The 23380-nt window shown below is 54.3% G+C and carries 23 protein-coding genes; 16 read left to right on the top strand and 7 right to left on the bottom strand.

Annotation, left to right across the window (positions count from 1 at the left end; genetic code table 11):
* Window positions 1-78 precede the first annotated feature (78 nt).
* On the bottom strand, window positions 79-726 hold the full coding sequence (grxB, locus tag LK04_RS11445) for a glutaredoxin 2 (protein ID WP_039333616.1): 648 nt from the start codon (window positions 724-726) through the stop codon (window positions 79-81).
* 89 nt (window positions 727-815) lie between these two features.
* Window positions 816-2018 carry a multidrug efflux MFS transporter MdtH gene (gene mdtH / locus LK04_RS11440; protein WP_039333618.1) on the bottom strand — a complete coding sequence of 401 codons (1203 nt, stop codon included), beginning with the start codon at window positions 2016-2018 and terminating at the stop codon, window positions 816-818.
* Between the two features lie 245 nt (window positions 2019-2263).
* On the opposite strand from mdtH, the gene rimJ reads away from it, so the two are divergent.
* The 4 genes from rimJ (at window position 2264) to murJ (ending at window position 6082) form a co-directional block, all read left to right on the top strand.
* Window positions 2264-2857 (top strand): ribosomal protein S5-alanine N-acetyltransferase, encoded by a 594-nt coding sequence (rimJ, locus tag LK04_RS11435; protein WP_039333620.1) that lies wholly within the window; start codon window positions 2264-2266, stop codon window positions 2855-2857.
* A 13-nt stretch (window positions 2858-2870) separates the two neighbouring features.
* The gene (locus LK04_RS11430; protein ID WP_039333622.1) at window positions 2871-3500 is read left to right on the top strand and encodes a DUF480 domain-containing protein; all 630 of its coding nucleotides are present in this window, start codon (window positions 2871-2873) and stop codon (window positions 3498-3500) included.
* A gap of 1 nt (window position 3501) precedes the next feature.
* Window positions 3502-4422 (top strand): Gfo/Idh/MocA family protein, encoded by a 921-nt coding sequence (locus LK04_RS11425; RefSeq protein ID WP_039333624.1) that lies wholly within the window; start codon window positions 3502-3504, stop codon window positions 4420-4422.
* A gap of 121 nt (window positions 4423-4543) precedes the next feature.
* Window positions 4544-6082 (top strand): murein biosynthesis integral membrane protein MurJ, encoded by a 1539-nt coding sequence (gene murJ, locus LK04_RS11420; protein ID WP_039333626.1) that lies wholly within the window; start codon window positions 4544-4546, stop codon window positions 6080-6082.
* Between the two features lie 32 nt (window positions 6083-6114).
* On the opposite strand, the gene flgN is transcribed toward murJ, so the two are convergent.
* The 3 genes from flgN to flgA form a co-directional block, all read right to left on the bottom strand.
* A complete protein-coding gene (gene flgN, locus LK04_RS11415; protein ID WP_039333628.1) occupies window positions 6115-6546 on the bottom strand; it encodes a flagellar export chaperone FlgN in 432 nt (143 codons plus the stop codon).
* Between the two features lie 5 nt (window positions 6547-6551).
* Window positions 6552-6860: a flagellar biosynthesis anti-sigma factor FlgM gene (flgM, locus tag LK04_RS11410; protein ID WP_039333630.1), complete on the bottom strand. Its 309-nt coding sequence runs from the start codon at window positions 6858-6860 to the stop codon at window positions 6552-6554.
* A gap of 105 nt (window positions 6861-6965) precedes the next feature.
* A complete protein-coding gene (gene flgA / locus LK04_RS11405) occupies window positions 6966-7625 on the bottom strand; it encodes a flagellar basal body P-ring formation chaperone FlgA (RefSeq protein ID WP_039333632.1) in 660 nt (219 codons plus the stop codon).
* A gap of 153 nt (window positions 7626-7778) precedes the next feature.
* Between flgA and flgB the strand changes: the two genes are divergently transcribed.
* The 11 genes from flgB (at window position 7779) to flgL (ending at window position 17720) form a co-directional block, all read left to right on the top strand.
* Window positions 7779-8192 carry a flagellar basal body rod protein FlgB gene (gene flgB, locus LK04_RS11400; RefSeq protein ID WP_039333634.1) on the top strand — a complete coding sequence of 138 codons (414 nt, stop codon included), beginning with the start codon at window positions 7779-7781 and terminating at the stop codon, window positions 8190-8192.
* Window positions 8193-8194: 2 nt separating this feature from the next.
* The gene (flgC, locus tag LK04_RS11395) at window positions 8195-8599 is read left to right on the top strand and encodes a flagellar basal body rod protein FlgC (RefSeq protein ID WP_034830669.1); all 405 of its coding nucleotides are present in this window, start codon (window positions 8195-8197) and stop codon (window positions 8597-8599) included.
* Between the two features lie 12 nt (window positions 8600-8611).
* Entirely contained in the window at window positions 8612-9286 is a 675-nt protein-coding gene (flgD, locus tag LK04_RS11390; RefSeq protein WP_039333636.1) for a flagellar hook assembly protein FlgD, read from the top strand.
* Window positions 9287-9310: 24 nt separating this feature from the next.
* The gene (flgE, locus tag LK04_RS11385; RefSeq protein WP_039333638.1) at window positions 9311-10561 is read left to right on the top strand and encodes a flagellar hook protein FlgE; all 1251 of its coding nucleotides are present in this window, start codon (window positions 9311-9313) and stop codon (window positions 10559-10561) included.
* Window positions 10562-10581: 20 nt separating this feature from the next.
* Window positions 10582-11340, top strand: coding sequence for a flagellar basal body rod protein FlgF (locus tag LK04_RS11380; RefSeq protein ID WP_039333640.1), 759 nt, complete (start codon window positions 10582-10584; stop codon window positions 11338-11340).
* A 17-nt stretch (window positions 11341-11357) separates the two neighbouring features.
* A complete protein-coding gene (flgG, locus tag LK04_RS11375; RefSeq protein WP_039333642.1) occupies window positions 11358-12140 on the top strand; it encodes a flagellar basal-body rod protein FlgG in 783 nt (260 codons plus the stop codon).
* A 61-nt stretch (window positions 12141-12201) separates the two neighbouring features.
* Complete coding sequence (locus LK04_RS11370; RefSeq protein WP_039333644.1) at window positions 12202-12912, top strand: flagellar basal body L-ring protein FlgH; 711 nt, start codon at window positions 12202-12204, stop codon at window positions 12910-12912.
* An 11-nt stretch (window positions 12913-12923) separates the two neighbouring features.
* On the top strand, window positions 12924-14030 hold the full coding sequence (locus tag LK04_RS11365; RefSeq protein ID WP_102136034.1) for a flagellar basal body P-ring protein FlgI: 1107 nt from the start codon (window positions 12924-12926) through the stop codon (window positions 14028-14030).
* Window positions 14030-14971, top strand: coding sequence for a flagellar assembly peptidoglycan hydrolase FlgJ (gene flgJ, locus LK04_RS11360; RefSeq protein WP_039333648.1), 942 nt, complete (start codon window positions 14030-14032; stop codon window positions 14969-14971). Before LK04_RS11365 ends, flgJ begins: the two co-directional genes overlap by 1 nt.
* Window positions 14972-15089: 118 nt before the next feature.
* Entirely contained in the window at window positions 15090-16736 is a 1647-nt protein-coding gene (flgK, locus tag LK04_RS11355; protein ID WP_039333650.1) for a flagellar hook-associated protein FlgK, read from the top strand.
* A 21-nt stretch (window positions 16737-16757) separates the two neighbouring features.
* Window positions 16758-17720, top strand: a complete 963-nt coding sequence (gene flgL / locus LK04_RS11350; RefSeq protein WP_039333652.1) for a flagellar hook-associated protein FlgL — start codon at window positions 16758-16760, stop codon at window positions 17718-17720.
* 163 nt (window positions 17721-17883) lie between these two features.
* On the opposite strand, the gene rne is transcribed toward flgL, so the two are convergent.
* Window positions 17884-21207, bottom strand: coding sequence for a ribonuclease E (gene rne, locus LK04_RS11345; RefSeq protein WP_039333654.1), 3324 nt, complete (start codon window positions 21205-21207; stop codon window positions 17884-17886).
* A gap of 574 nt (window positions 21208-21781) precedes the next feature.
* Between rne and rluC the strand changes: the two genes are divergently transcribed.
* Window positions 21782-22738, top strand: coding sequence for a 23S rRNA pseudouridine(955/2504/2580) synthase RluC (rluC, locus tag LK04_RS11340; RefSeq protein ID WP_039333656.1), 957 nt, complete (start codon window positions 21782-21784; stop codon window positions 22736-22738).
* Between the two features lie 11 nt (window positions 22739-22749).
* Here rluC and LK04_RS11335 read toward each other — a convergent pair whose 3' ends face one another.
* Window positions 22750-23331: a Maf family protein gene (locus LK04_RS11335; RefSeq protein ID WP_197063347.1), complete on the bottom strand. Its 582-nt coding sequence runs from the start codon at window positions 23329-23331 to the stop codon at window positions 22750-22752.
* Window positions 23332-23380: the final 49 nt, after the last annotated feature.

The following is a 23380-nucleotide window of genomic DNA, read 5'->3' as shown; positions in this document are numbered from 1 at the left end:
CATAGCCTGCCTGAAAGCGGGCCAGGAGTCACCAGGAGAGGTACGAGAAACGCGGATGCGTTTCTCGTAAAGCACAGATTATGCAGCGATAGAAGAGAGCAGGTTAATCTGCGTTTGCTTTGCCATGTTGTCACGATAATCGGCGACGCGGCTGGGCCAGTCGATACCGGCAACCAGCGTCAGGGAGCGTAACAGCGGGAAGAGATTGATGTCGTCTTCAGACAGTTCGCCATTGACCGCATTGGGTTTGACGATCAACTTATCGAGCTGGCGCAAATCATCACTGATATTTTTAATCAGTCCCGGCGCGTGTTTGCGCAGTTCGCCAAAGTCACCGAGGCTGGCTTGCTTTTTATCACGGAAATAGTTGCGCGCTTCAGGCGTGGCAAACTCGGCAAAGGCGGCGTCAGCAATACGGGGAATCAGAAGTTTATTAATGTAGCCATTAACGCGGCGCAGCCAGTCACTGATAGCCGGGTTATTTTTGCCGTTAAGCAGCGGCTCGCGGTCTTGCTTATCCACCAGTCGCACAATATCCATGCTTTCCGGCATCGCACTGCCATCGGCCTTTTGCAGTATCGGGGCCATCTTCTGACCAATCAGTTTCTTTGGCATCTGCTCGTCGTCATTGAGCATGACGATCAGCTCGACCGGCAGATTTTTTAAACCAAAAATCATGCGCGCTTTGACGCAGAAAGGGCAGTGATCGTAGATGTAGAGTTTCATCCCGCTTCTCCTGTGATGATAAGGGTGACAAGCGTCACCCTTTTTCCGGACGTGCGGGAAGTATGGAAGAGATTATCAGCAGGGGCAAACTAGCTGCTGAAGATGGCCGGTGCCACCGGGCGTGGCTGGAACTGCCACCACAAGGCCAACAGCGTGATCATGCCGACGCTGCTCAATAACATCCATGGCAGTTCAGGCAGTGCCATCTGCTGCCCAACATCAAACATCCAGCCGCCACCGGAGTAGCCAATCAACCCTCCAATGGCGAGCCCTAATCGGCTAAAGCCCATGTAACTTCCGCGAGCACGTGAACTGGCCAATGAAGCGCTAAGCGTTTCTCGCGCCGGTTCGGCAATAATGGAACCGAGATAAAACACGCCAATGAGCATAAACAGAGAGGGCAATGAATCGGTCATGCCTACTGGCAGCAGGCTGAAGGTCATCAGGAACAAACCGGCCATCAGACGCGTTTCTAAACGAAAACGTTTTTCGCTCCAGCGTGCCAGCGGATAGAGCAGGCTCAATGACAACATGGCTTCGATGGCATACATCCATTTCACCGCAGCCGGCGCGCCAGCCACCTGGTTGACCATCACGGGCAGCATCAGCATCACTTGCACCGCCAGAATGTAATAGCCTGTCAGCGTCAGCACATAGAGGCGAAAACGCTTATCTTGCCAGACCCGCTGCATGCCTTCGCGCATGGCAATCCGTTCGGTTGAGATGCGCCATGCCGGTAACCATACGGCATTAAAGATGGCTGCCGCGACAAACACCGCTGCACCCACCCAGCACACCAGACGGAAATCCCACGCCAGCAGCCAACTGCCGACCAGCGCGCCCAATACCGCACCGGCACTGTCTTGCATCATCAGAAGGGAGAAAAAACGTCCGCGCTCGCGAGCACGCACCAGCTTAACCACCATGGCACTGCGGGGGGGATCAAACAAGGTGCCTCCCAGCCCCGAGAGCAGGCAGGCCAGCCACAGCAGCCAGGGTTGGTGTGCCAGCGCCATGCAGGCAAACCCGGCGGCGCGCATCAACATGCCTGTCACAATCAAAGGACGCGCACCAAAGCGGTCAGCAATAGCACCGCCAAAAATGCCCAATCCTTGCTGCACAAATTGACGCAGACCCAGCGCGATGCCGACCATTAATGCCGCCCAGCCGAGTTGCTCAACAAAGTGAATGGAAATCAGGGGGAATACCACGAAAAACCCTAACACCACCAGCATGTTATCCACTAACAAAAATGTTTTACCGAGGCGTCGTGCCCGCGCTACCCGAGACATGCTTTATCCTGAGCAAGAGAGAAGAGAAAGAGACCAGTTGGTCTATTTTCCGCCTGCCAACAGGGGAAAAACAGGGTTATCAGGATGATATTTTTTAATCGCATGAGCAGGAATATTAATCCTGAATCGGGAAGAATCACTTTGCCCTATGGCAAGGGTTTTACCGCAGCCAAGGTGGCGGTTATAGTGAGAAGTATCGCCGCTGGCGTACATCTTTCTTAAAGTTATGGATTTCAGGAGTCATGATGTTTGGCTATCGTTCTGCTGGCCCACGCGTGCGCCTCACGACCGACCGTTTGGTGGTTCGTTTAGTGCACGAACGCGATGCCTGGCGACTGGCGGATTATTACGCCGAAAATCGCGTTTTTCTCAAACCCTGGGAGCCGGTGCGTGATGAAAGCCACTGCTATCCCTCCGGCTGGCAGGCGCGTTTAGGATTGATCGCTGATATGCATAAACAGGGGTCTGCCTACTATTTTGTGTTGATGGACCAGGAAGAGCATGAAATACGCGGCGTCGCGAATTTCAGTAATGTGCTGCGTGGTTCCTTTCACGCCTGTTATCTCGGCTATTCGCTGGGCGAAAAGTGGCAAGGGCAGGGCATGATGTTTGAAGCGCTGCAGTCGGCGATTCGCTATATGCAGCGCCAGCAACGTATCCATCGCATCATGGCCAACTATATGCCGCATAATCAACGCAGTGGCGATCTGCTGGCACGACTCGGTTTTGAGAAAGAGGGTTATGCGAAAGACTATTTGCTGATTGATGGACGCTGGCAGGATCATGTCCTCACGGCGCTCACCTGGCGCGACTGGACCCCGGATCGTCGTGGACAATAATAAGGACTTGAAAATGAAGATGGCACTCTCTGCTCAGGCGCTGCGCGTTATTGGCTGCCTACTGGAAAAGCAGGTCACTACGCCCGAACAGTATCCACTCTCCCTCAATGGCGTTGTCACCGCCTGCAATCAAAAATCCAACCGCGAACCGGTGATGAACCTCAGCGAAATGGAGGTGCAGTCACAGCTTGATGAGCTGGTGAAGAAGCATCTGGTGACCTCCAATAGCGGTTTTGGTCAGCGCGTGAGTAAATATGAGCAGCGCTTCTGCAACTCGGCGTTTGGCAACCTGCAACTCAGCAGTGCCGAAGTCGCGGTATTGACCTTGCTGTTCTTGCGCGGTGCGCAGACGCCAGGCGAGCTGCGTACCCGCAGTGGCCGTCTGCATGAGTTTAGCGACATGAACGAAGTGGAGCAGACGCTCAATGACTTAATTACGCGGGATGATGGCCCGATGGTGGTGCGCCTTGCACGTGAGCCGGGAAAACGCGAAAGCCGCTACATGCACCTTTTCGCTGGTGATGTGCTGGAAGAGGCATCAGAAAACGTCAGTGCAGTTAACCACGACGATCTTGCTACACGGGTTGCACAGTTAGAAGCCCGCGTGGCGCAGCTGGAACAATTGCTGCAACAGGAGCATTAAGATGACGCTGCGTATTGGCATGGTGGGACTAGGCGGCATCGCACAGAAAGCCTGGTTGCCGGTGTTGTCTCAGGCAACAGGCTGGCAGTTAGCCGGGGCTTTTTCACCCAATCAGGCAAAAGCGCAGCCGATCTGCGACAGCTACCGTATGCCTTATTTTAGTCAGCTCGATGCACTGGCCGCGGCCAGTGACGCGGTATTTGTGCACAGCAGTACCGCCAGCCATTTTGAGGTGGTGCAAGCACTGCTGCTGGCGGGTAAAGATGTCTGTGTCGATAAACCCTTAGCCGAAACCTTGCAGCAAGCTGAAACCCTGGTGGCGTTGGCGGAGAAGCGGAAACGTAAATTGATGGTGGGGTTCAATCGCCGTTTTGCGCCACGCTATCAGCAGTTGAAAAGTGAAATGCCGCGTGCAGCCTCATTGCGCATTGAGAAACATCGTGCGGATAGCGTCGGCCCTCATGATCTGCGTTTTACCCTGCTGGATGATTATCTGCATGTGGTTGATACCGCACTGTGGCTGGCGGGGGGCAAGCTGACGCGCGAGCAAGGCCACATTGAGACTAATGACGAGGGTGCAATGTTGTACGCGGAGCATCACTTCTCGGCAGGTGCGCTGCAAATCACCACCAGCATGCATCGGCGTGCCGGCACTCAGCGTGAAGTGGTCAGTGCTATCTGTGACGGCGACTATATCGAAATCAACGAAATGCGTGACTGGCAGCAAGAGAACAGCAGCGGTTTGTATCGCAGCGCGCCGCCAGCCTGGCAAGACCACCTGACGCAGCGTGGATTCAGCGGTGCGGCACACCATTTTATCCAGTGTGTAGAAAATCAGACGATGCCTGAAACCAGTGGCGAACAGGCGCTGGCGGCGCAGCGTTGGGTCGAAAAACTGTGGCGAGATGCTGAACAGGAATAACCCCTTGTAACACTCAATGCTGGTCATTTCCCGCTGTGGCAGTAGACTATCGCCGGACATCACAGGATGTCCGCGCTAAGTTGCTCATTTATCCGAAACTTTTCAGGATGCGCCACACACTATGAATTTGTTGAAATCGCTGGCTGCGGTCAGTTCGATGACGCTGTTTTCCCGCGTGCTGGGTTTTGCCCGTGATGCCATTGTGGCCCGGGTTTTCGGTGCCGGGATGGCCACCGATGCCTTCTTCGTTGCCTTCAAGCTGCCGAATCTGTTGCGCCGTATTTTTGCCGAAGGCGCATTTTCACAGGCGTTCGTGCCCATTCTCGCTGAGTACAAGAGTAAACAGGGTGAAGACGCCACGCGCGTGTTTGTCGCCTATGTCTCGGGTTTGCTGACGCTGGTGTTGGCGGTGGTGACGGTGCTGGGCATGATTGCCGCACCTTGGGTGATTATCGTGACGGCGCCAGGATTTGCCGATACAGCGGATAAATTTGCCCTGACCAGTTCGCTGTTACGCGTGACCTTTCCTTATATTCTGCTGATCTCCCTCGCGTCCCTGGCGGGGGCGATCCTGAATACCTGGAATCGCTTTTCGGTGCCCGCGTTTGCCCCTACGCTGCTGAATATCAGCATGATTGGTTTTGCCGTGTTTGCCGCGCCACACTTCCATCCGCCGGTGATGGCACTGGCATGGGCCGTGGTGGTGGGGGGCGTCCTGCAGCTCTTCTACCAGCTGCCGCATCTGAAGAAAATTGGCATGCTGGTGCTGCCTCGCGTTAATCTGCGTGATGCGGGCGTATGGCGTGTGATGCGTCAGATGGGGCCAGCCATTCTTGGTGTGTCGGTGAGTCAGATTTCGTTGATCATCAACACCATTTTTGCCTCCTTCCTCGTCTCCGGTTCGGTATCCTGGATGTACTATGCGGACCGACTGATGGAATTCCCTTCCGGCGTACTGGGTGTGGCATTAGGCACCATTTTGTTGCCGTCACTGGCGAAGAGTTTTGCCAGCGGTAATCATGACGAATATTCGCGTTTAATGGATTGGGGTTTGCGTTTGTGCTTCCTGCTGGCGCTGCCTAGCGCGGTGGCATTGGGCATTCTTTCCGGGCCGTTGACAGTGGCCTTGTTCCAGTACGGTAAGTTCACGGCGTTTGATGCCGCCATGACGCAACGCGCGCTGGTCGCGTATTCGGTGGGCTTGATGGGGCTGATTGTGGTGAAGGTGCTGGCACCCGGTTTCTATTCCCGTCAGGACATCAAAACGCCGGTTAAAATTGCTATCGTCACGCTAATCATGACACAGCTGATGAACCTGGCCTTTATTGGCCCGCTTAAGCATGCTGGGCTGTCATTATCGATTGGTCTGGCGGCCTGTCTTAATGCCGCGCTGCTTTACTGGCAATTACGTAAGCAAGATATCTTCCAGCCGCAGCCTGGCTGGCTCAGCTTCCTTGTGCGGTTGTTTATTGCGGTGGTGGTGATGGCCGCTGCACTGCTCGGCATTCTGTACGTGATGCCGGCGTGGGAAGAGGGGCAGATGTGGTGGCGTTTGCTGCGTCTGGCGGCGGTGTGCGCCATCGGTGGCGGCGCCTACTTTGTGATGTTGGGCTTGCTCGGCTTCCGACCCAAGGATTTTGCCCGCCGCACGCTGGCATAAAAAAAATCCCGCTTCGGCGGGATTTTTTCTTTTTACCCTTTGCGACTCAAGGTCGCCTGACCCTTGCCTAATCCATCTGGGCCGTAAAACGCCTGCGTCTGATGCGGTTTAAGCACCGCCAGCGCATCATGGGTATAGCGGATTTGATGTTGCAACAGAATACCATTGTGCGTGTTGGTATCACGCAAACGGCGGGTATGCTGCTGAATGCTCTGCCAGCGGCGTTCACGATCGCTGTGACCACCATAAGGCGCCTGCGTACCGAGCGATTTTTCGGTATTACGGCGCATTTCGTCCAGATAATTCAACGTGGTCAGCAGCGCGCTTTTGTCTTCTGATATGCGCTGTAACAGGTTGCCATTAACCTGGCCGGCAGAAAGTTGTTGTTGCTCTTCATCCATCACTACAGTGAGTGAAGCCAGCACATCCTGCATTTTTTCTAAGGTGGTCAGCAGATTGTCCATTGGGATCAGTTACCCTCTAAATACGCCTTGGTATCGGCGATCAGCGCATCGGCGATCTTACCGGTATCCATTTTCAGTTCACCATTACGAATGGCGGTCTTCAGTTGTTCAACACGTGCGGTGTTGATGTCTTTACTGCCAGGCTGCATCAGCTGCGCCTGAGCGGCACTCAACTTCACTTCCGCACCGCTTTCGCTGGTGGTAGTTGTGGTGGCAGACGTGGCGGTTTGACGCACTTTGCTGCTGTTGTCGTTGGTGTCGCGAGACTGTACAGTGCTCACCGGATTTAATGGTTGCGTTCTTTCGATGCTCATGGTCTTGCTCCTGTAAGGTCAGTTGGGGGTCAGCCAACTGAGTCAGCATAGGGTAATGTCTTTGTTGATATCTCTATCGGCAGAACAGCAGGGTTCTTTAACGCTTTATAGCGATATCAGAATATTCCCATCCGCGTCGACGCGACCGCTGACCACCTGCCCATTTCCCATGCGTACACGCACCATTTGAGCTGCGCTGGCGTTGTTCAGCGCACGTCCTTCGCTGCTGGCATTAAACCCGTTTCCACTCGCCACTACCATCACATTTTGACCCGCTTTAACACGCCATGGCTGACGCAACATGGAAGCGGTTACCGCCTGTCCAGGGGGGATATCGCGCAGCGCAATCGCATCGGCCACGCTGTTGTGGTCAAACAGCGCGCGTGGCGGCAATTCATCCAGACGACCAGTTTCCATGCGGAAATCATTTGGGTCGAGCGTTGTTCCGCGCATCACCTGACGACTGGCCACCAGATATTGCCCCGTGACCTGCACCTGCACCTGCAAAAAGCGACGATTCTGCGCACAGTTAGCTGAAATGCTGAGGTTACCCCACTGGCGGCTGTTGCCCGGGAGCTGCAGCTCCGGCGTATCACACGTCGGCCACTGTTCTTGTGGCGTGCGAATCACTACGGTCATACCCGCCGCGTGCTGCGGATCGCGCGCTTTGAAAAACTGGGTTAACTGAGCGGTCAAATCCGCTGAATAGCCGGGCAGCGCGATGGCCAACAAAAGGGTGGCCAGCAAGGGTGAAGATCTGCGCATAAACGCCTCCTGTCGAGAAGATGGCCTGAGTCTACTCTTCGCGCGAAAAATTCAATGTCAAAAATAGCCGTTATTTTTGCTGCTATTCAGACGATCACCCTTGCTTTTGTCCACTTAAGCTGTCAGCTCAAAATTCTCATTCGCGGAGGAAGCATGCTCGACAAACTCGATGCCGCGCTGCGATTTGGTACAGAAGCGTTAAACCTGCGTGCTCAGCGTCAGGAAATCCTGGCGTCAAACATTGCCAACGCCGATACCCCGGGCTACCAGGCGCGGGATATCGACTTTGCCAGCCAACTGAGCAAGGTAATGGAGAACGGTCGCGCCGAAGGCAGCAGCATGGCGCTGAAGGTGACCTCTTCTCGTCACATTGCGGCTGAGACCAATTCTCAGCCGTCAATGGACCTGATGTATCGCATACCCGATCAACCTGCCGCGGATGGCAACACCGTGGATATGGATCGGGAACGTACGCAGTTTGCTGATAACAGCCTGAAATACCAAACCGATCTCACCCTCATCAGTAGCCAGATCAAAGGCATGATGAACGTACTGCAGGGGCAATAATCATGGCATTGCTGAATATCTTTGATATCGCCGGTTCTGCAATGACGGCGCAGTCTCAGCGCCTCAACGTTAGCGCCAGTAACCTGGCCAACGCCGACAGCGTCACCGGACCGGATGGCCAGCCTTACGTGGCGAAGCAGGTGATTTTCCAGACCGATGCGGCACCGGGTGCGGCAACGGGCGGTGTCAAAGTGGCTGGCGTGGTCAACGACCCAACCCCCGCCAAATTGGTGTATGACCCGGGCAATCCGATGGCGGATGAGAAGGGCTACGTCAAGATGCCAAACGTGGATGTTGTCTCAGAAACCGTTAACACCATGTCAGCGTCGCGCAGCTATCAGGCCAACGTCGAAGTGCTGAACACGGTGAAGTCAATGATGATGAAAACCCTGACCATGGGTCAATAACGGAGCACGATCATGAGTGTAGCAGTAGGCGTTAACGCCAATCTTGACCCAACGGTCCTCAGTTCTTCCAGTTCTACCGATACCGGCAACAGTGCACAGGACCTGCAGAACCAGTTCCTGACCATGCTGGTAACGCAGTTGCAGAACCAGGACCCAACCAATCCGATGGATAACAGCCAGCTCACCACCCAGCTGGCACAGATCAATACCCTGAGTGGTATTGAGAAGTTGAATACCACCCTGGGCTCCATTTCCGGTCAGTTGACCACCAGCCAGTCCTTGCAAAGCACCACGCTGATTGGTCATGGCGTGATGATCGATGGCAGCCAGATTTTGGTTGGAAGCGGCACCACCACACCATTCGGTGTGGAACTGACCACCGCTTCCACTGCGACTACGGCCACCATCAAAGATGCCAACGGAACAGTGGTTCGCACCATCGATTTGGGCGCACTGACGTCAGGTGTGCATGCCTTCTCGTGGGATGGCACTGATGCCAATGGCGCAACCGTGGCCGACGGCAAATATTCTGTTTCGATCGCCGCCAGTAACGGCAGCACACAACTGGTGGCCCAGCCGCTCAACTATGCCTACGTCAATGGCGTGAGTACGGTCGATGACACCGCAAAACTGGATCTCGGCACCATGGGCTCCGCCACTCTTGATGAAGTTCGTCAGATTCTCTAACTCAATTTAAGCAGGAGACACGCTATGTCTTTTTCTCAAGCTGTAAGTGGTATGAATGCGGCCTCCAGTAACCTGGATGTCATCGGTAACAACATCGCCAACTCCGCCACTGCAGGTTTCAAATCCAGCACCATCTCCTTTGCCGATATGTTCGCGGGTTCTGACATCGGTATGGGTACTAAAGTGGCTGCGGTAATCCAGAACTTCAACGACGGTACCACCACCTCAACCAGCCGTGGTCTGGATGTGGCACTGAGCGGCAACGGTTTCTTCCGTATGACCGATGCAGCGGGCAGCGTGTATTACTCACGTAATGGCCAGTTCACTTTGGACGAAAACCGTAATCTGGTAAACACCCAAGGTATGAGCGTGACAGGCTACCCGGCAACCGGTACGCCGCCAACCATTCAAACCGGTGCTAACCCAGTGGCATTGAGCGTCCCGACCACGCAGATGGCCGCGCGCGCCACCACCACGGCAGGCCTGGTCTCAAACCTGAACTCGACTGATACCGTGCCAACCGTAACCACCTTCAGTGCGTCTGACGTGGATAGCTATAACGCGAAAAGTACTGTAACTGTGTATGACTCACAGGGTAACGACCACTCGCTGGATTTGTACTACGTCAAAGACTCTGCGAGCAACAGCTGGACCGTACATGCGCTTGACTCTACCACTGGCGATGACCTGGGCAGCTTCAATATGCAGTTCAGCACCAACGGCCAGTTGACCAGTGTGACAGACAGCAGCGGTGCCAGCACCGCCAGCACCGTTTCACTGACGCTGAACCCATCAGCAACAGCGACTGCCGCCAACGGCGCGGCTGCTAACCAGGTGATCAGCCTGAGCCTGTTGGGCAGTGCGCAGCAGAACACCGGCACCACCTCATTCGGTAACCCGACTCAGGATGGTTATGCACCAGGCGATTTGACCAGCTATGCCATCAACGATGACGGCACCATCACCGGTACCTACTCCAACCAGAAAACGCAGTTACTGGGTCAAATCGTGCTGGCCAGCTTCTCTAACCCAGAAGGCTTGCAGTCAGAGGGCGATAACGTCTGGTCGGCAACCAACTCTTCAGGTCAGGCAGCGATTGGTCTGGCGAACACCGGCACTTACGGTTCACTGACCTCAGGCGCTCTGGAAGCTTCCAACGTTGATCTGAGTAAAGAACTGGTCAACATGATCGTTGCGCAGCGTAACTATCAGGCGAACAGCCAGACCATCAAAACGCAGGATCAGATCCTCAACACTCTGATCAACTTACGTTAATACGCTAACGGGATTGCACTATGGATCACGCAATATATACCGCGATGGGCGCGGCCAGTCAGACGATGGAACAGCAGTCGGTGACCGCCAGCAACCTCGCCAACGCCTCAACGCCGGGTTTTCGTGCCCAGCTCAACGCGTTGCGCGCGGTGCCGGTGAATGGCTGGTCGCTGCCAACGCGTACTCTGGTGGCGGCTTCCACGCCGGGCGCGGACATGACGCCCGGCGCGATGGACAACACCGGGCGCCCGCTGGATGTGGCGGTACAGCAAGATGGCTGGCTGGCGGTGCGTACTGCTGACGGCTCAGAAGCTTATACCCGCAACGGCAACATGCAGATCAGCTCGACCGGTATTTTGACCATTCAAGGCAATCCCGTGATGGGCGATGGCGGTCCAATCGCTATTCCACAAGGCTCCGAACTGACTATCGCCGCTGACGGTACCATCACTTCGCGTAATGCGGGTGATGCGCCAAATGCCACGGTACAAATCGGCAAGCTGAAGTTGGTTCGCGCCACGGGGAAAGAGCTGCAGCGTGGCGACGACGGCATGTTCCGTCCGACCCAAGCCACGCAGGCTACACGCGGTGCGGCACTGGCCAATGATGCGACTGTTGCCGTGATGCCGGGCGTGCTGGAGGGCAGCAACGTCAAGCCGGTGGAAACCATGGTCGATATGATCGCCAACGCCCGACGTTTTGAGATGCAGATGAAAGTCATCACTAACGTCGATGAAAACGAACAGAAAGCCAATCAACTGCTCAACATGAGCAGCTAAGGCGTAAGGAAAACAGCATGATTCGTTCTTTGTGGATCGCGAAAACCGGTCTTGATGCCCAGCAAACCAATATGGACGTCATCTCGAACAACCTCGCCAACGTGTCGACCAACGGGTTTAAACGTTCACGTGCGGTGTTTGAAGATCTGATGTACCAAACGCTGCGTCAGCCGGGTACTCAGTCCTCTGAACAAACAACGCTGCCATCGGGTTTGCAGATTGGTACCGGTGTACGTCCCGTGACCACCGAACGCCTGCATACCCAGGGCAACCTGTCGCAGACCAGCAACTCGAAAGATGTGGCGATCAACGGTCAGGGTTATTTCGAAGTGCAGATGCCAGATGGCACCTCTTCTTACACCCGCGACGGCTCATTCCAGGTCGATCAGAATGGCCAGTTGGTGACCAACGCCGGTTATCCGGTGCAGCCAGGGATTACCATTCCTGCTAACGCCACCAGCATCACCATCTCGCGTGACGGTGTGGTGAGCGTGACGCAGCAGGGGCAGACGAACCCGGCACAGGTGGGTCAGCTGACGCTGAGCACCTTTATGAACGATGCCGGTCTGGATAGCCTGGGGGAAAACCTTTACCAGGAAACTCAGGCATCCGGTGCGGCCACACAAAGTACGCCGGGCCAGAACGGCGCGGGCTTGCTGTATCAGGGTTATGTCGAAACCTCAAACGTCAACGTGGCGGAAGAGTTGGTGACGATGATCCAGACGCAGCGCGCTTATGAAATCAACAGCAAAGCGATCACAACTTCTGATCAGATGCTGCAGAAATTAACCCAGATCTAATCTGGTGTCTTTGGGCCAGCTTAGCTGGCCCGATTAAGAACATGAATAAGGTCAGAACTCCGTGGCGAAGCAAGTGATTCTCAAGCCTGGGCATTGGTTAGTAGCCACGCTGCTACTGACACTTAACGGTTGTGCGCTGGTACCGCGCACGCCACTGGTACAAGGCGCGACCACGGCGGAACCGACGCCGTCTGCACCACCGGTGGTTAACGGTTCTATTTTCCAGGGCGTGGCGCCGCTGAACTACGGCTACCAGCCACTGTTTGAGGATCGTCGTCCTCGCAACATTGGCGATACCCTGACCATCACGCTGCAAGAAAATGTCAGCGCCAGCAAAAGTTCTTCCGCCAACGCCAGCCGCGATGGCAGCAACAGCTTTGGCGTGACCGGCGTGCCGACGGGGCTGAATGGACTGGTCGGTGCCAGCGGCGAGAAAGTGGGCGTCGATGCAACCGGCAAAAATGACTTCGCTGGCAAAGGTGGCGCAACCGCCAATAACACCTTTACCGGCACCATCACCGTCACGGTTAATCAGGTGTTGTCGAACGGCAACCTGCGCGTCGTCGGTGAAAAACAGATCGAAATCAACCAGGGCACCGAATTTATTCGCTTCTCTGGTGTGGTTAACCCACGCACCATCAGCGCCAGCAACGCCGTGTTGTCAACGCAGGTGGCCGATGCACGTATTGAGTACGTCGGAAATGGCTATATCAATGAGGCGCAGACCATGGGCTGGTTCCAGCGTTTCTTCCTGAACGTCTCGCCGATGTAATCGAGGTAATGATGAAAATAAACACTCTGCTGCGTCTGGGCCTGAGCTTACTGCTTGGCATCAGCCTGGTTGCTCATGCTGACCGCATCCGCGATCTGACTTCCGTGCAGGGCGTGCGCGATAACCAGCTGATCGGTTACGGCTTAGTGGTTGGTCTGGACGGAACCGGTGACCAGACCACGCAAACCCCATTCACCACACAAACTGTCAGCAACATGCTGTCGCAGTTAGGTATCACCGTACCCACCGGCACCAATATGCAGTTGAAAAACGTGGCTGCGGTAATGGTGACGGCCAAACTGCCTTCTTTCGCGCGCCAGGGACAAAACATCGATGTGGTGGTCTCTTCACTGGGTAACGCCAAAAGCTTACGCGGCGGTACACTGTTGATGACGCCGATGAAAGGCGTCGATAACCAGGTTTACGCCTTAGCACAAGGTAACATCCTGGTCGGTGGTGCGGGCGCATCAGCAGGCGGCAGCAGTGTGCAGGTCAACCAGTTGAACGGTGGGCGTATCACCGGCGGGGCGACGGTAGAACGTGAGTTGCAGAGCAACTTTGGCAGCCAAAACACCATTAACCTGCAGCTGAATAATGAAGATTTCACCATGGCGCAGCGCATCGCCGATGCCATTAACAGCCGTGGCATGGGGTCAGCACAACCTCTGGATGCGCGCACGGTGCAGATTCGCGTATCGCCAAACAACAGCTCGCAGGTTCGTTTGCTCTCTGAAATCCAGAACATTGACGTTTCTGTGCCGCTGGAAGATGCCAAGGTGATCATCAACTCCCGTACCGGTTCTGTCGTGATGAACCGCGAAGTGACGCTGAACACCTGTGCCGTTGCGCAGGGTAACCTGTCCGTCACCGTGAACCAGCAGCAGAACGTCAGCCAGCCGAACACGCCGTTCGCCGGTGGACAGACCGTAACCACCAACAATACGCAGATCGATGTGCGTCAGAGTGGCGGGGCACTGCAGCGCGTGAATTCCAGCGCCAACCTCAACAACGTGGTGCGTGCGCTGAATGCCTTGGGTGCCACACCGATTGAGCTGATGTCGATTCTGCAATCGATGGAAAGTGCAGGCTGTCTGCGCGCCAAACTGGAAATCATCTGATGACTGATACGCAATCGATGATGAATGCGGCGTTTGACAGCCGCTCACTCAATGATCTGAAACGTGAAGCTGCCACCGATCCAAAAGGAAAGGCGCTGCAGGTGGCGAAACAGGTTGAGGGGATGTTCGTACAGATGATGTTGAAGAGCATGCGTGAAGCCTTGCCGAAAGATGGCATCTTCAGCAGCGATTCCACACGCATGTATACCTCAATGTACGATCAGCAGATTGCACAGGAAATTGGAAAACGTGGTTTGGGTATGGCGGACCTTATCGTCAAGCAGATGCAGCCAGCGCAGGAACCGGATGAAACCGCAGGGACAGTGCCGATGAAGCTGGATAACAGCTTCATCTACAGCAATCTGCCTTCGAACCAGTTAGAGCAGATGGTACGCAAGGCGGTACCACGCTTGCCGGTTTCACCTTCCAGTTTGCCTGCGGACAGCAGCGATTTTATCTCGCAGCTGGCGCAACCGGCGCAGGTCGCCAGTCAGCAGAGTGGCATCCCTCATCACTTGATTCTGGCGCAGGCCGCGCTGGAGTCGGGTTGGGGGCAACGTCAGATTCTGACGCGTGATGGCAAGCCAAGCTACAACGTGTTTGGCATCAAAGCCGGTGGCGACTGGAAAGGCGCCACCACCGATATCATGACCACGGAATATGAGGGCGGCGTGGCACACAAAGTCCGGGCCACCTTCCGCGTCTACGGCTCCTATATGGAGGCGCTGAGTGACTACGTCAAACTGCTCTCCAATAACCCACGTTATGCCGCGGTGGCCAACGCCGCTACGCCGGAGCAGGGTGCACGCGCCCTGCAAGAGGCAGGTTACGCTACCGATCCGAAGTATGCGCAAAAGCTGGTGGGAATGATCCAACAATTCAAAAACATGGGCGAAAAAGTGGTAAAGGCGTACAGCCAGGATATCACCGATTTGTTCTGATTTTTTGCCTCAAGTTTCACTTAAGCACGCCGATAACCAACATAAGCTGCGGGCGTTATGGCCCGCACAATCGCACTGATGACTGCCAGCCCGGTTAACGGGAAATTAAGGAACCGAGATGTCCAGCATAATTAACTCAGCGATGAGTGGGCTGAGCGCCGCACAGGCCGCATTAAGCACCACCAGTAATAACATCAGTAACTACACGGTAGCGGGCTACTCACGTCAGATTATCCTGTTAAATCAGGCAAACAGCACGTTATCGGGCAACAGTTATTACGGCAATGGCGTGAACGTCACTGGCGTGCAGCGTGAATATGATCAGTTCATTACCGCCCAGTTACGCGGTTCCAGCGCCAACTATAGTGCGGTGAACACCCAATATTCTCAGATCTCTAATATCGACGATCTGCTTTCAACCTCGACCACCAGCCTGTCGACATCTATTCAAAGCTTCTTTACCAACGTGTCAAACGTGGTCAGTAATGCTAACGATCCTTCAGCGCGTCAATCGATGCTGAGCTATGCGCAAGGGTTGGTGAATCAGTTCCAGACCACGTCGCAATATCTGACCAACATGCAAAGCAGCGTCAACACGGATATTTCATCCAGTGTTGATCAGATCAACACTTACACCGGTCAGATTGCCGATCTCAACGCGCAAATTGCCAAACTCACCACATCAGATGGTTCGGCGCCTAATGACCTGTTGGACCAACGTGATCAACTGGTGAATAACCTCAATAACGTGGTCGGCGTCACCGTCGCTCAGCAGGATGGCAGCTACATCGTTTCTATGGGTAGTACCACGTTGGTCAACGGTAAAAACACCACGCAACTGGTCGCAATGCCATCCAGCAGCGATCCATCGCGCACCACTGTAGGTTATGTTGATAAGTCTGCGGGCAATGTCGAGATTCCAGAAAAAACCCTGACCACCGGTTCATTAGGCGGGTTACTGGCTTTCCGAACTCAGGATCTCGACACTGCACAAAATCAATTGGGCCAGCTGGCGGCCGCTTTCACCACCAGCTTTAACGCGGTTCAAACCGCCGGTTACGACAGCAACGGCGATCAGGGCACAAACTTCTTTACCATCGGCAGCCCAACGGTGGTGAGCAATACCAAAAACACCGGCACCGCAGAGGTCACCGCAGCATGGTCGGACAGCAGTGCGCTGAAAGCTTCAAATTATACCGTGAGTTATGACGGTACTAATTGGTCGGTCACGCGTATGTCAGACAACGTCAAAGTTAACGCCACGCCGGGCACAGACACTGACGGCAACACCACGTTAAGTTTTGATGGTCTTAACCTGACGGTCACTGGTGACGCGCAAGCCAAAGACAGTTTCCTGGTGAAGCCGGTGCAGGACGTCATCGGTGGAATGTCAGTCGCGATAACGGATGAATCACAGATCGCCGCCGCATCCTCTGCGACCAGCGGTGAAAGTGATAACACCAACGCGCAGAAAATGCTCGACCTGCAGAACTCAAAACTGGTAAATGGCAATGCCACCCTGGCACAAGCCTATGCCACGATCGTCAGCACCGTGGGTAACAAAACCAGCTCACTGGAGACGGCAAGCACGACCCAAGAGAGCGTAGTGACTCAGTTAACCGATCGTCAGCAATCAGTTTCGGGTGTCAACCTCGATGAAGAGTACGCCAACCTGACCAAGTATCAGCAGTTTTACATGGCGAATGCGCAGGTATTGCAAACCGCCAGCACCATTTTCAATGCGCTGATGGATATCCGCGGCTAAGTCAACAGAGGATAAAAACCCATGCGTTTAAGCACGAATATGATTTTTGACCAGCAGGTACGCGGTATCACTGGTTCCCAATCTTCATGGTTAAAAGTAGGCGAACAGCTTTCTAGTGGTCTGCGCGTTAATAATCCGTCTGATGACCCGATCGCAGCGGCAAGCTCGGTCATTTTGGCGCAGTCACAAGCAAAGAGCAGCCAGTACGCCACTGCGCGCACTTTTGCGAATCAAAGTTTGTCGCTTGAAGAAAATACATTACAGGGCGTGACCTCAGCCATTCAGTCAGCGCAGACCACTATCGTCAATGCCTCCACTGGTACATTGAGTGACGATGACCGTGCATCTCTGGCTACTCAGTTACAAGGTTTGCGCGATCAGTTGTTGGGTCTGGCTAATAGCCAGGATGCCAGTGGCCGCTATATTTTTGCCGGTTATAAAACCGAATCGGCACCATTCAGCGACACAGGCACAGGCGTCACCTATGTTGGCAGCGACGATGCGATCAGTCAGAAGATCAGCGACAGCCGCACGATGACCGTCGGCAATACCGGCGACTCAGTGTTCATGTCTATCACCAGCAATGCCAAAGCCGAACCGGATGGTACTGACAGCGAAACCAATCTATTCACCATGCTGGATACCGCAATTGCTGCATTGAAGGTGCCACAGGATGATGCCGATGATGCGACTAAGCAGACGTTCCAGGACGCAATGGACAAGACCAACCGTGGTTTGAGCAACTCCCTCAACAATGTGTTGGCCGTGCGTTCTGATGTCGGGATCAAAATGGATGAAGTGGATACCCTTGATGCACAAGGTGATACCAATGACACCATTATGGCCACACAGATGAGCAACCTGGTGGATGTCGATTACACCTCTGCGATCTCCAGCTACACCATGCAACAAACGGCACTGCAGGCGTCTTATAAGACCTTCACTGATATGTCTAAGATGTCGCTATTCCAGCTCAACTCTTAAATAACTGAACTGAAAATTTGAGCGTGCTTAAACCGGGCGCGCTTAGTTTCTCCCACCGCCTTTCGAGGCCGTGGGATTTTTTTTGCGCAATCTATCGCGCTTCTTACTGGCAATAAAAAACCCCGAACCAGTCGGGGTTTTGTTATCGCTTTACGGCTTAAGCTTAAACGCTTTCAGGACGTGTAGCCGGTGCTGTCGCCTGGTGAGTGGCGCTGTGGCCACCTGCAGAACCACGACCGTCAAAGTCGAACGGTGGGCGAACCCAGTCGCTGTGACGAACCGCTGCAGGTTCCCATGCCGGCGCCGGTGCTTTGGTCATCGGCGCAGTGGCGTGATGCTTCCAGCGGGTTTCAGCGTTGTTTACAGCAGTGTCACGCGCTGCAACAGGCGCATGGGGTTCCGCGACAGCTGCAACAGGCGCTTCAGCAGCAACCGGTGCACTCAGCACGTCTTCCACTTGCGATTCAACCGCCGGCGCGACATCTGCTGGGGCTTGTTCAGCGACGACTACGGCTTCACGCACGACTTCCGCTACAGGCTCAACTTCTGCCACAGGTTCAACATCTGCGACGGCTTCAACAACAGGCTCATCAGCGGTGATGGCCGGGACCGCTTCTGCCGCCGTTTGTTGCGCAATCTGCTCATCAGCAGCCGGGATCACGGCAGGTTCTTCGTTGACCGGAGCGGCAACAGGTGCCAGATCATCCGTATTCACCACTGGCACTTCAGTGTGTGCCTGCGGTTCAGCGTGATGAACGATCTCTTGTGTTTCAGGCTGCGCGACTTCAGTTGATGCCGCTTCCACTGCCACAAGCTGAGTATCCGGCTCACCAGTATGCTGATAGCTGTAATCTGGCATTTCGTTCAACGCTTCCGGAGAAGAGAACTGCTCGTGCGTCTGAGCAACCGGATAGGTAATCCAGACTTTGCCTGACGCCATTTCTGGTGAAGCAGAGGCTGATTCCAGCGGCATCGCAGACTGCGTTGGGTAGCGCTCGTCACGATAGCGACGACGGCGTTGACCACTCACGCGCAAGTGACGAGGAGAACGACGTGAGCGGCGCGGCATATTCGCGCTATCACGGTTTTCGTTGTCATCTTGCTCATCATGGGTTGCTTCAGGTTGTTCATTGAACTGAGCGCGCTGTGCTGTTTCAACCGCAGCTTCTGAAACGGCTGGGGTTGGAATCGCGGCGGTCACTTCAGTGGTATCACCCACGCGGACACGCTGATTCAGCTGGCGCGGTTTACGACGCGGCATGACTTGAACGCGTTCTTCTTCCTGAGCAACGTTTTCGTCAACGATATCAGTCTGAACGGCATCAGCGGCTTTCTGATCCTGCTGCTGAGTGCGTTTTTCTTCCTGACGACGACGCTGACGCTCAGCACGCTGTTCACGGCGCTGTTGTTGCTGCTCATCACGCTGCTGCAACTGCTCTTCAGTCAGTGCAGGGCGCTCGCCACGTGGCTCGTTCTGACGCTTATTACGGCGATTGTCTTGGTTATCACGAGGCTCACGTGCTTCACGCGGTTCACGCGACTCGCGAGGTTCACGTGCTTCACGCGGTTCGCGAGCTTCACGGCCCTGCGCATTGTCGCCATTACGCGGTGTGCGCTCACGACGATTGTTGCTGCGACGGTTGTTACGACGTTCGCCACGCTGTTGATTGTTCTCACCTTCAGCGGCTTTCTCTTCTGGCTTAACTTCTGCTGGAGTTGCTGCAGGTGCATCACCCGCGAACAGTTTTTTCAAGCCACTCAGAAGGCGAGCAACAAAGCCGGTGCTGGCAACGGCAGGTGCAGCAGCTGCGGCCGGTTTAGCGGCGGCTTTCGCCACAGGCTGGCTGGTTTGTTCAGCTTCAACCGGCGCAGGTGGTGCATCCGGCATCACGAACGCGGCAAGTGCCGGCTGCTCAGGACGACGACGCTCAGCATGCTCTTCTTCCGAAGGCAACGCCATCTCCGCCTCATGTAACTTCGGCAGGTGATAAGAGAGGGTCTGCGTCTCTTCACCTTTACGCACGCGCAGCACGGAGTAGTGTGGCGTTTCCATCTGATCGTTCGGCACGATAATGGCACGGACGCCACCCTGGCGCTTCTCGATAGCGCTGACTGCATCACGTTTTTCGTTCAGCAGGTAAGAGGCTACCGGCACAGGTACAATCGCATGCACTTCTTTGGTGTTGTCTTTCAGCGCTTCTTCTTCAATCAAACGCAAAATAGACAAGGAGAGCGATTCGTTATCACGAATGGTGCCGGTACCGCTACAACGTGGGCACACGTGGTGGCTGGACTCGCCCAATGAAGGGCTGAGGCGCTGACGCGACATTTCCAGTAAACCGAAACGCGAAATGTGGCTGATCTGAATGCGTGCGCGGTCCTGACGGACGGCTTCGCGCAGACGGTTCTCAACCGCACGCTGGTGACGGACTGGTGTCATATCGATGAAGTCGATAACGATCAGGCCACCAAGGTCACGCAAGCGCAGTTGGCGCGCGATTTCATCAGCGGCTTCCAGGTTCGTATTGAACGCCGTTTCTTCGATATCACCACCGCGCGTGGCACGTGCGGAGTTGATGTCGATAGCGGTCAACGCTTCAGTGCTGTCGATAACAATCGAACCACCGGAAGGCAGACGCACTTCACGCTGGAAGGCGGATTCGATCTGCGACTCGATCTGATAATGACTGAACAGCGGTATTTCACCGGTGTACAGTTTGATTTTGCTGCTGAAGTCGGGGCGACCCAACGCAGCGATATGCTGACGAGCCAGTTCCAGTACTTTCGGGTTATCGATAAGAATTTCACCGATATCCTGACGCAGGTAGTCGCGGAAGGCGCGCACAATGACATTACTTTCCTGATGGATCAGGAAAGGTGCAGGGCGGCTATCGGCGGCTTTTTTAATCGCTTCCCAGTGTTTCAGTCGGAAGCTGAGATCCCACTGCAGTGATTCGGCAGATTTGCCCACGCCTGCAGTACGAACGATTAAGCCCATACCGTCTGGCAGTTCCAACGCGGAGAGTGCTTCTTTCAGTTCGGTACGGTCATCACCTTCGATGCGACGGGAAATGCCACCGGCACGCGGGTTGTTCGGCATCAGTACCAGATAGCTACCGGCCAGTGAAATAAAGGTGGTTAATGCAGCACCTTTATTACCGCGCTCCTCTTTATCAATTTGAACGATAACTTCCTGACCTTCACGCAGCACATCTTTGATGTTAGGACGACCATGTGCGTTGTAATTGGCAGGGAAATATTCGCGGGAAATTTCTTTAAGAGGGAGAAAACCGTGGCGTTCAGCACCGTAGTCTACAAATGCAGCTTCGAGGCTTGGTTCAACACGGGTGATTTTACCTTTGTAGATATTGGCTTTTTTCTGCTCGTGTCCGGGGCTTTCGATATCCAGATCGTACAGACGTTGTCCATCAACAAGGGCAACGCGCAACTCCTCCTGCTGAGTTGCGTTAATTAACATTCTTTTCATCGTGACTTACTCGTTATTCTCACATGAGTGATAAAGCTGCGGGCATCGTTACCCATGGACGAGAATCAACCGATGGCCTCGTGTCTTAATGCACTGACGTCAACCTCACGGTTGTCGTCGGCTAAAGAGGCGCAAATCTTGTCGGTGGCCTGTTTTTCATAAGGAAAACCAGCGCCTGAAGGTGGAATTGCTACAGAGTATTCAGAAATCCACACATCCTAGTCTGTCGTCCAGGCCGCAACCCGCAGCCCGCTAAGTGCCTGATTAAACATCACGTCTTACGCCATTGCTGCGTGTCAGTTTCATCCGGCAAAATACCTTAATTTCGCTCTTTTTCCTGCCTGACTCTTTCCAGGACAGAAACCCCTGCATTATTCCATTGCTCACCAACATATAGCAAGGCGACTTTTGCCGAGCTGTGAAGTTTGTGCATCCTTAACCTGTTCATTTGCAGGGCTTAACCTCGCTTTGATGAAAAAGTCATCATTAAGACCTTTTCCCAACGCGATAAAGAGAGAGTTAAGCACAGAAAAAGGGGTGGCGCTATCCAGGGACACTATTTAGAATCGCCGCCATGAAAACAGAGAATCCCGGCGTACAGTATGTCGCCATTTCGGCTGAAAATGCCGGACAACGAATTGATAACTTTTTGCGCACCCAGCTCAAGGGCGTGCCGAAAAGCATGATTTATCGCATCTTGCGTAAAGGCGAGGTGCGCGTGAATAAAGGTCGCGTCAAACCGGAATATAAACTGGAAGAGGGCGACGAAGTCCGAATTCCTCCAGTGCGGGTTGCTGAGCGAGAAGAGCAGGCTGTGTCGCCGAAACTTGATAAAGTCGCGGCGTTGGCGCATGCCATCCTGTACGAAGACGATCATTTACTGGTGTTGAACAAACCGGCAGGCACAGCAGTTCATGGCGGAAGCGGCCTGAGCTTTGGGGTTATTGAAGGTCTGCGCGCACTGCGCCCGGAAGCGCGTTTCCTTGAATTGGTTCATCGCCTTGATCGTGATACCTCAGGCATTCTGCTGGTTGCTAAAAAACGCTCGGCTCTGCGTTCGTTGCATGAGCAGTTGCGCGAAAAAGGCATGCAGAAAGATTACCTGGCACTGGTGCGCGGTGACTGGCCATCACATTTGAAAGTTGTGCAGGCTCCCTTACTGAAAAACATTTTGCAAAGTGGTGAGCGTGTTGTGCGCGTGAGTGCGGAAGGAAAGCCTTCAGAGACGCGCTTTAAAGTGGAAGAGCGTTTTGGCTTTGCGACGTTAGTAAAAGCGAGCCCGGTCACCGGTCGTACGCATCAGATTCGCGTGCACACGCTGCATGGTGGACATCCGATTGCGTTTGACGATCGTTATGGCGATCGTGAATTTGACCGCCAACTTGCCTCAACAGGTTTGGCTCGCTTGTTCTTGCACGCGGCAGCGTTGACCTTCACACACCCTAATACCGGGGAAGTGTTGCGGATGGAAGCGCCGCTGGATAATGCGCTTAAGCATTGCCTTGCACAGTTACGTCAGAAAAAAGCGTGATGCAACGGGCATCAACCTAACGCGTTGATGCCCACTTTTATGAGCATTTCATTTAGCGCAATCAGCGGTAGACCAATTAATGTATTGGGATCGCGTCCCTCAAGCCGTTCAAACAGACAAATTCCCATCCCTTCACTTTTAAAACTGCCTGCACAGTGCAACGGTTGTTCCTTTTCTACGTAGAGGCGAATTTCTTCATCATTTAAGGTGCGGAAATGCACGTTAAAGGGTTCAACAATCACGTGCTGTTGCTGACTTTGTGGTTGTATCAACGCCAACCCGGTGTAAAAAGTGATCACCTTACCGCTGGCAGCCGAAAGTTGCTGGCAGGCATTGGCAACGGTATGAGGTTTTCCCGTAATCACACCATCCAGCACGCAAACCTGATCAGAGCCAATGATCCAGTGGTTAGGGTAATCTTCCGCCAATGCTTGCGCTTTGGCTAACGCCAGGCGTTGTACCAACTCTTGCGCGGATTCATCGGGCCGTGGGGTTTCGTCACAATCTGGGGCGGCGGCCATGAACGGCAGGCCAAGCTTGGCCAGCAAGGTCTGACGGAAAGGGGAGGTCGAGGCCAAAATTAACGGAGTCATCATTTTTTTTCAGAATAGATAGCGTAAAGATGACAGTCATTTTAAACTA

Source organism: Pantoea vagans, assembly GCF_001506165.1.
Taxonomy (GTDB): domain Bacteria; phylum Pseudomonadota; class Gammaproteobacteria; order Enterobacterales; family Enterobacteriaceae; genus Pantoea; species Pantoea vagans_C.
This window is presented reverse-complemented; position numbering and strand designations above follow the sequence as displayed.

Coding starts and splice junctions, on each gene's coding strand:
- rluC (WP_039333656.1), top strand. CDS start 21,782: ATGAAAACAGAGAATCCCGGCGTACAGTATGTCGCCATTTCGGCTGAA.
- rne (WP_039333654.1), bottom strand. CDS start 21,207: ATGAAAAGAATGTTAATTAACGCAACTCAGCAGGAGGAGTTGCGCGTT.
- flgC (WP_034830669.1), top strand. CDS start 8,195: ATGGCATTGCTGAATATCTTTGATATCGCCGGTTCTGCAATGACGGCG.
- grxB (WP_039333616.1), bottom strand. CDS start 726: ATGAAACTCTACATCTACGATCACTGCCCTTTCTGCGTCAAAGCGCGC.
- LK04_RS11335 (WP_197063347.1), bottom strand. CDS start 23,331: ATGACTCCGTTAATTTTGGCCTCGACCTCCCCTTTCCGTCAGACCTTG.
- murJ (WP_039333626.1), top strand. CDS start 4,544: ATGAATTTGTTGAAATCGCTGGCTGCGGTCAGTTCGATGACGCTGTTT.
- flgA (WP_039333632.1), bottom strand. CDS start 7,625: ATGCGCAGATCTTCACCCTTGCTGGCCACCCTTTTGTTGGCCATCGCG.
- LK04_RS11430 (WP_039333622.1), top strand. CDS start 2,871: ATGAAGATGGCACTCTCTGCTCAGGCGCTGCGCGTTATTGGCTGCCTA.
- flgG (WP_039333642.1), top strand. CDS start 11,358: ATGATTCGTTCTTTGTGGATCGCGAAAACCGGTCTTGATGCCCAGCAA.
- rimJ (WP_039333620.1), top strand. CDS start 2,264: ATGTTTGGCTATCGTTCTGCTGGCCCACGCGTGCGCCTCACGACCGAC.
- flgE (WP_039333638.1), top strand. CDS start 9,311: ATGTCTTTTTCTCAAGCTGTAAGTGGTATGAATGCGGCCTCCAGTAAC.
- flgM (WP_039333630.1), bottom strand. CDS start 6,860: ATGAGCATCGAAAGAACGCAACCATTAAATCCGGTGAGCACTGTACAG.
- LK04_RS11365 (WP_102136034.1), top strand. CDS start 12,924: ATGAAAATAAACACTCTGCTGCGTCTGGGCCTGAGCTTACTGCTTGGC.
- flgJ (WP_039333648.1), top strand. CDS start 14,030: ATGACTGATACGCAATCGATGATGAATGCGGCGTTTGACAGCCGCTCA.
- LK04_RS11425 (WP_039333624.1), top strand. CDS start 3,502: ATGACGCTGCGTATTGGCATGGTGGGACTAGGCGGCATCGCACAGAAA.
- mdtH (WP_039333618.1), bottom strand. CDS start 2,018: ATGTCTCGGGTAGCGCGGGCACGACGCCTCGGTAAAACATTTTTGTTA.
- flgK (WP_039333650.1), top strand. CDS start 15,090: ATGTCCAGCATAATTAACTCAGCGATGAGTGGGCTGAGCGCCGCACAG.
- flgN (WP_039333628.1), bottom strand. CDS start 6,546: ATGGACAATCTGCTGACCACCTTAGAAAAAATGCAGGATGTGCTGGCT.
- LK04_RS11380 (WP_039333640.1), top strand. CDS start 10,582: ATGGATCACGCAATATATACCGCGATGGGCGCGGCCAGTCAGACGATG.
- flgD (WP_039333636.1), top strand. CDS start 8,612: ATGAGTGTAGCAGTAGGCGTTAACGCCAATCTTGACCCAACGGTCCTC.
- flgB (WP_039333634.1), top strand. CDS start 7,779: ATGCTCGACAAACTCGATGCCGCGCTGCGATTTGGTACAGAAGCGTTA.
- flgL (WP_039333652.1), top strand. CDS start 16,758: ATGCGTTTAAGCACGAATATGATTTTTGACCAGCAGGTACGCGGTATC.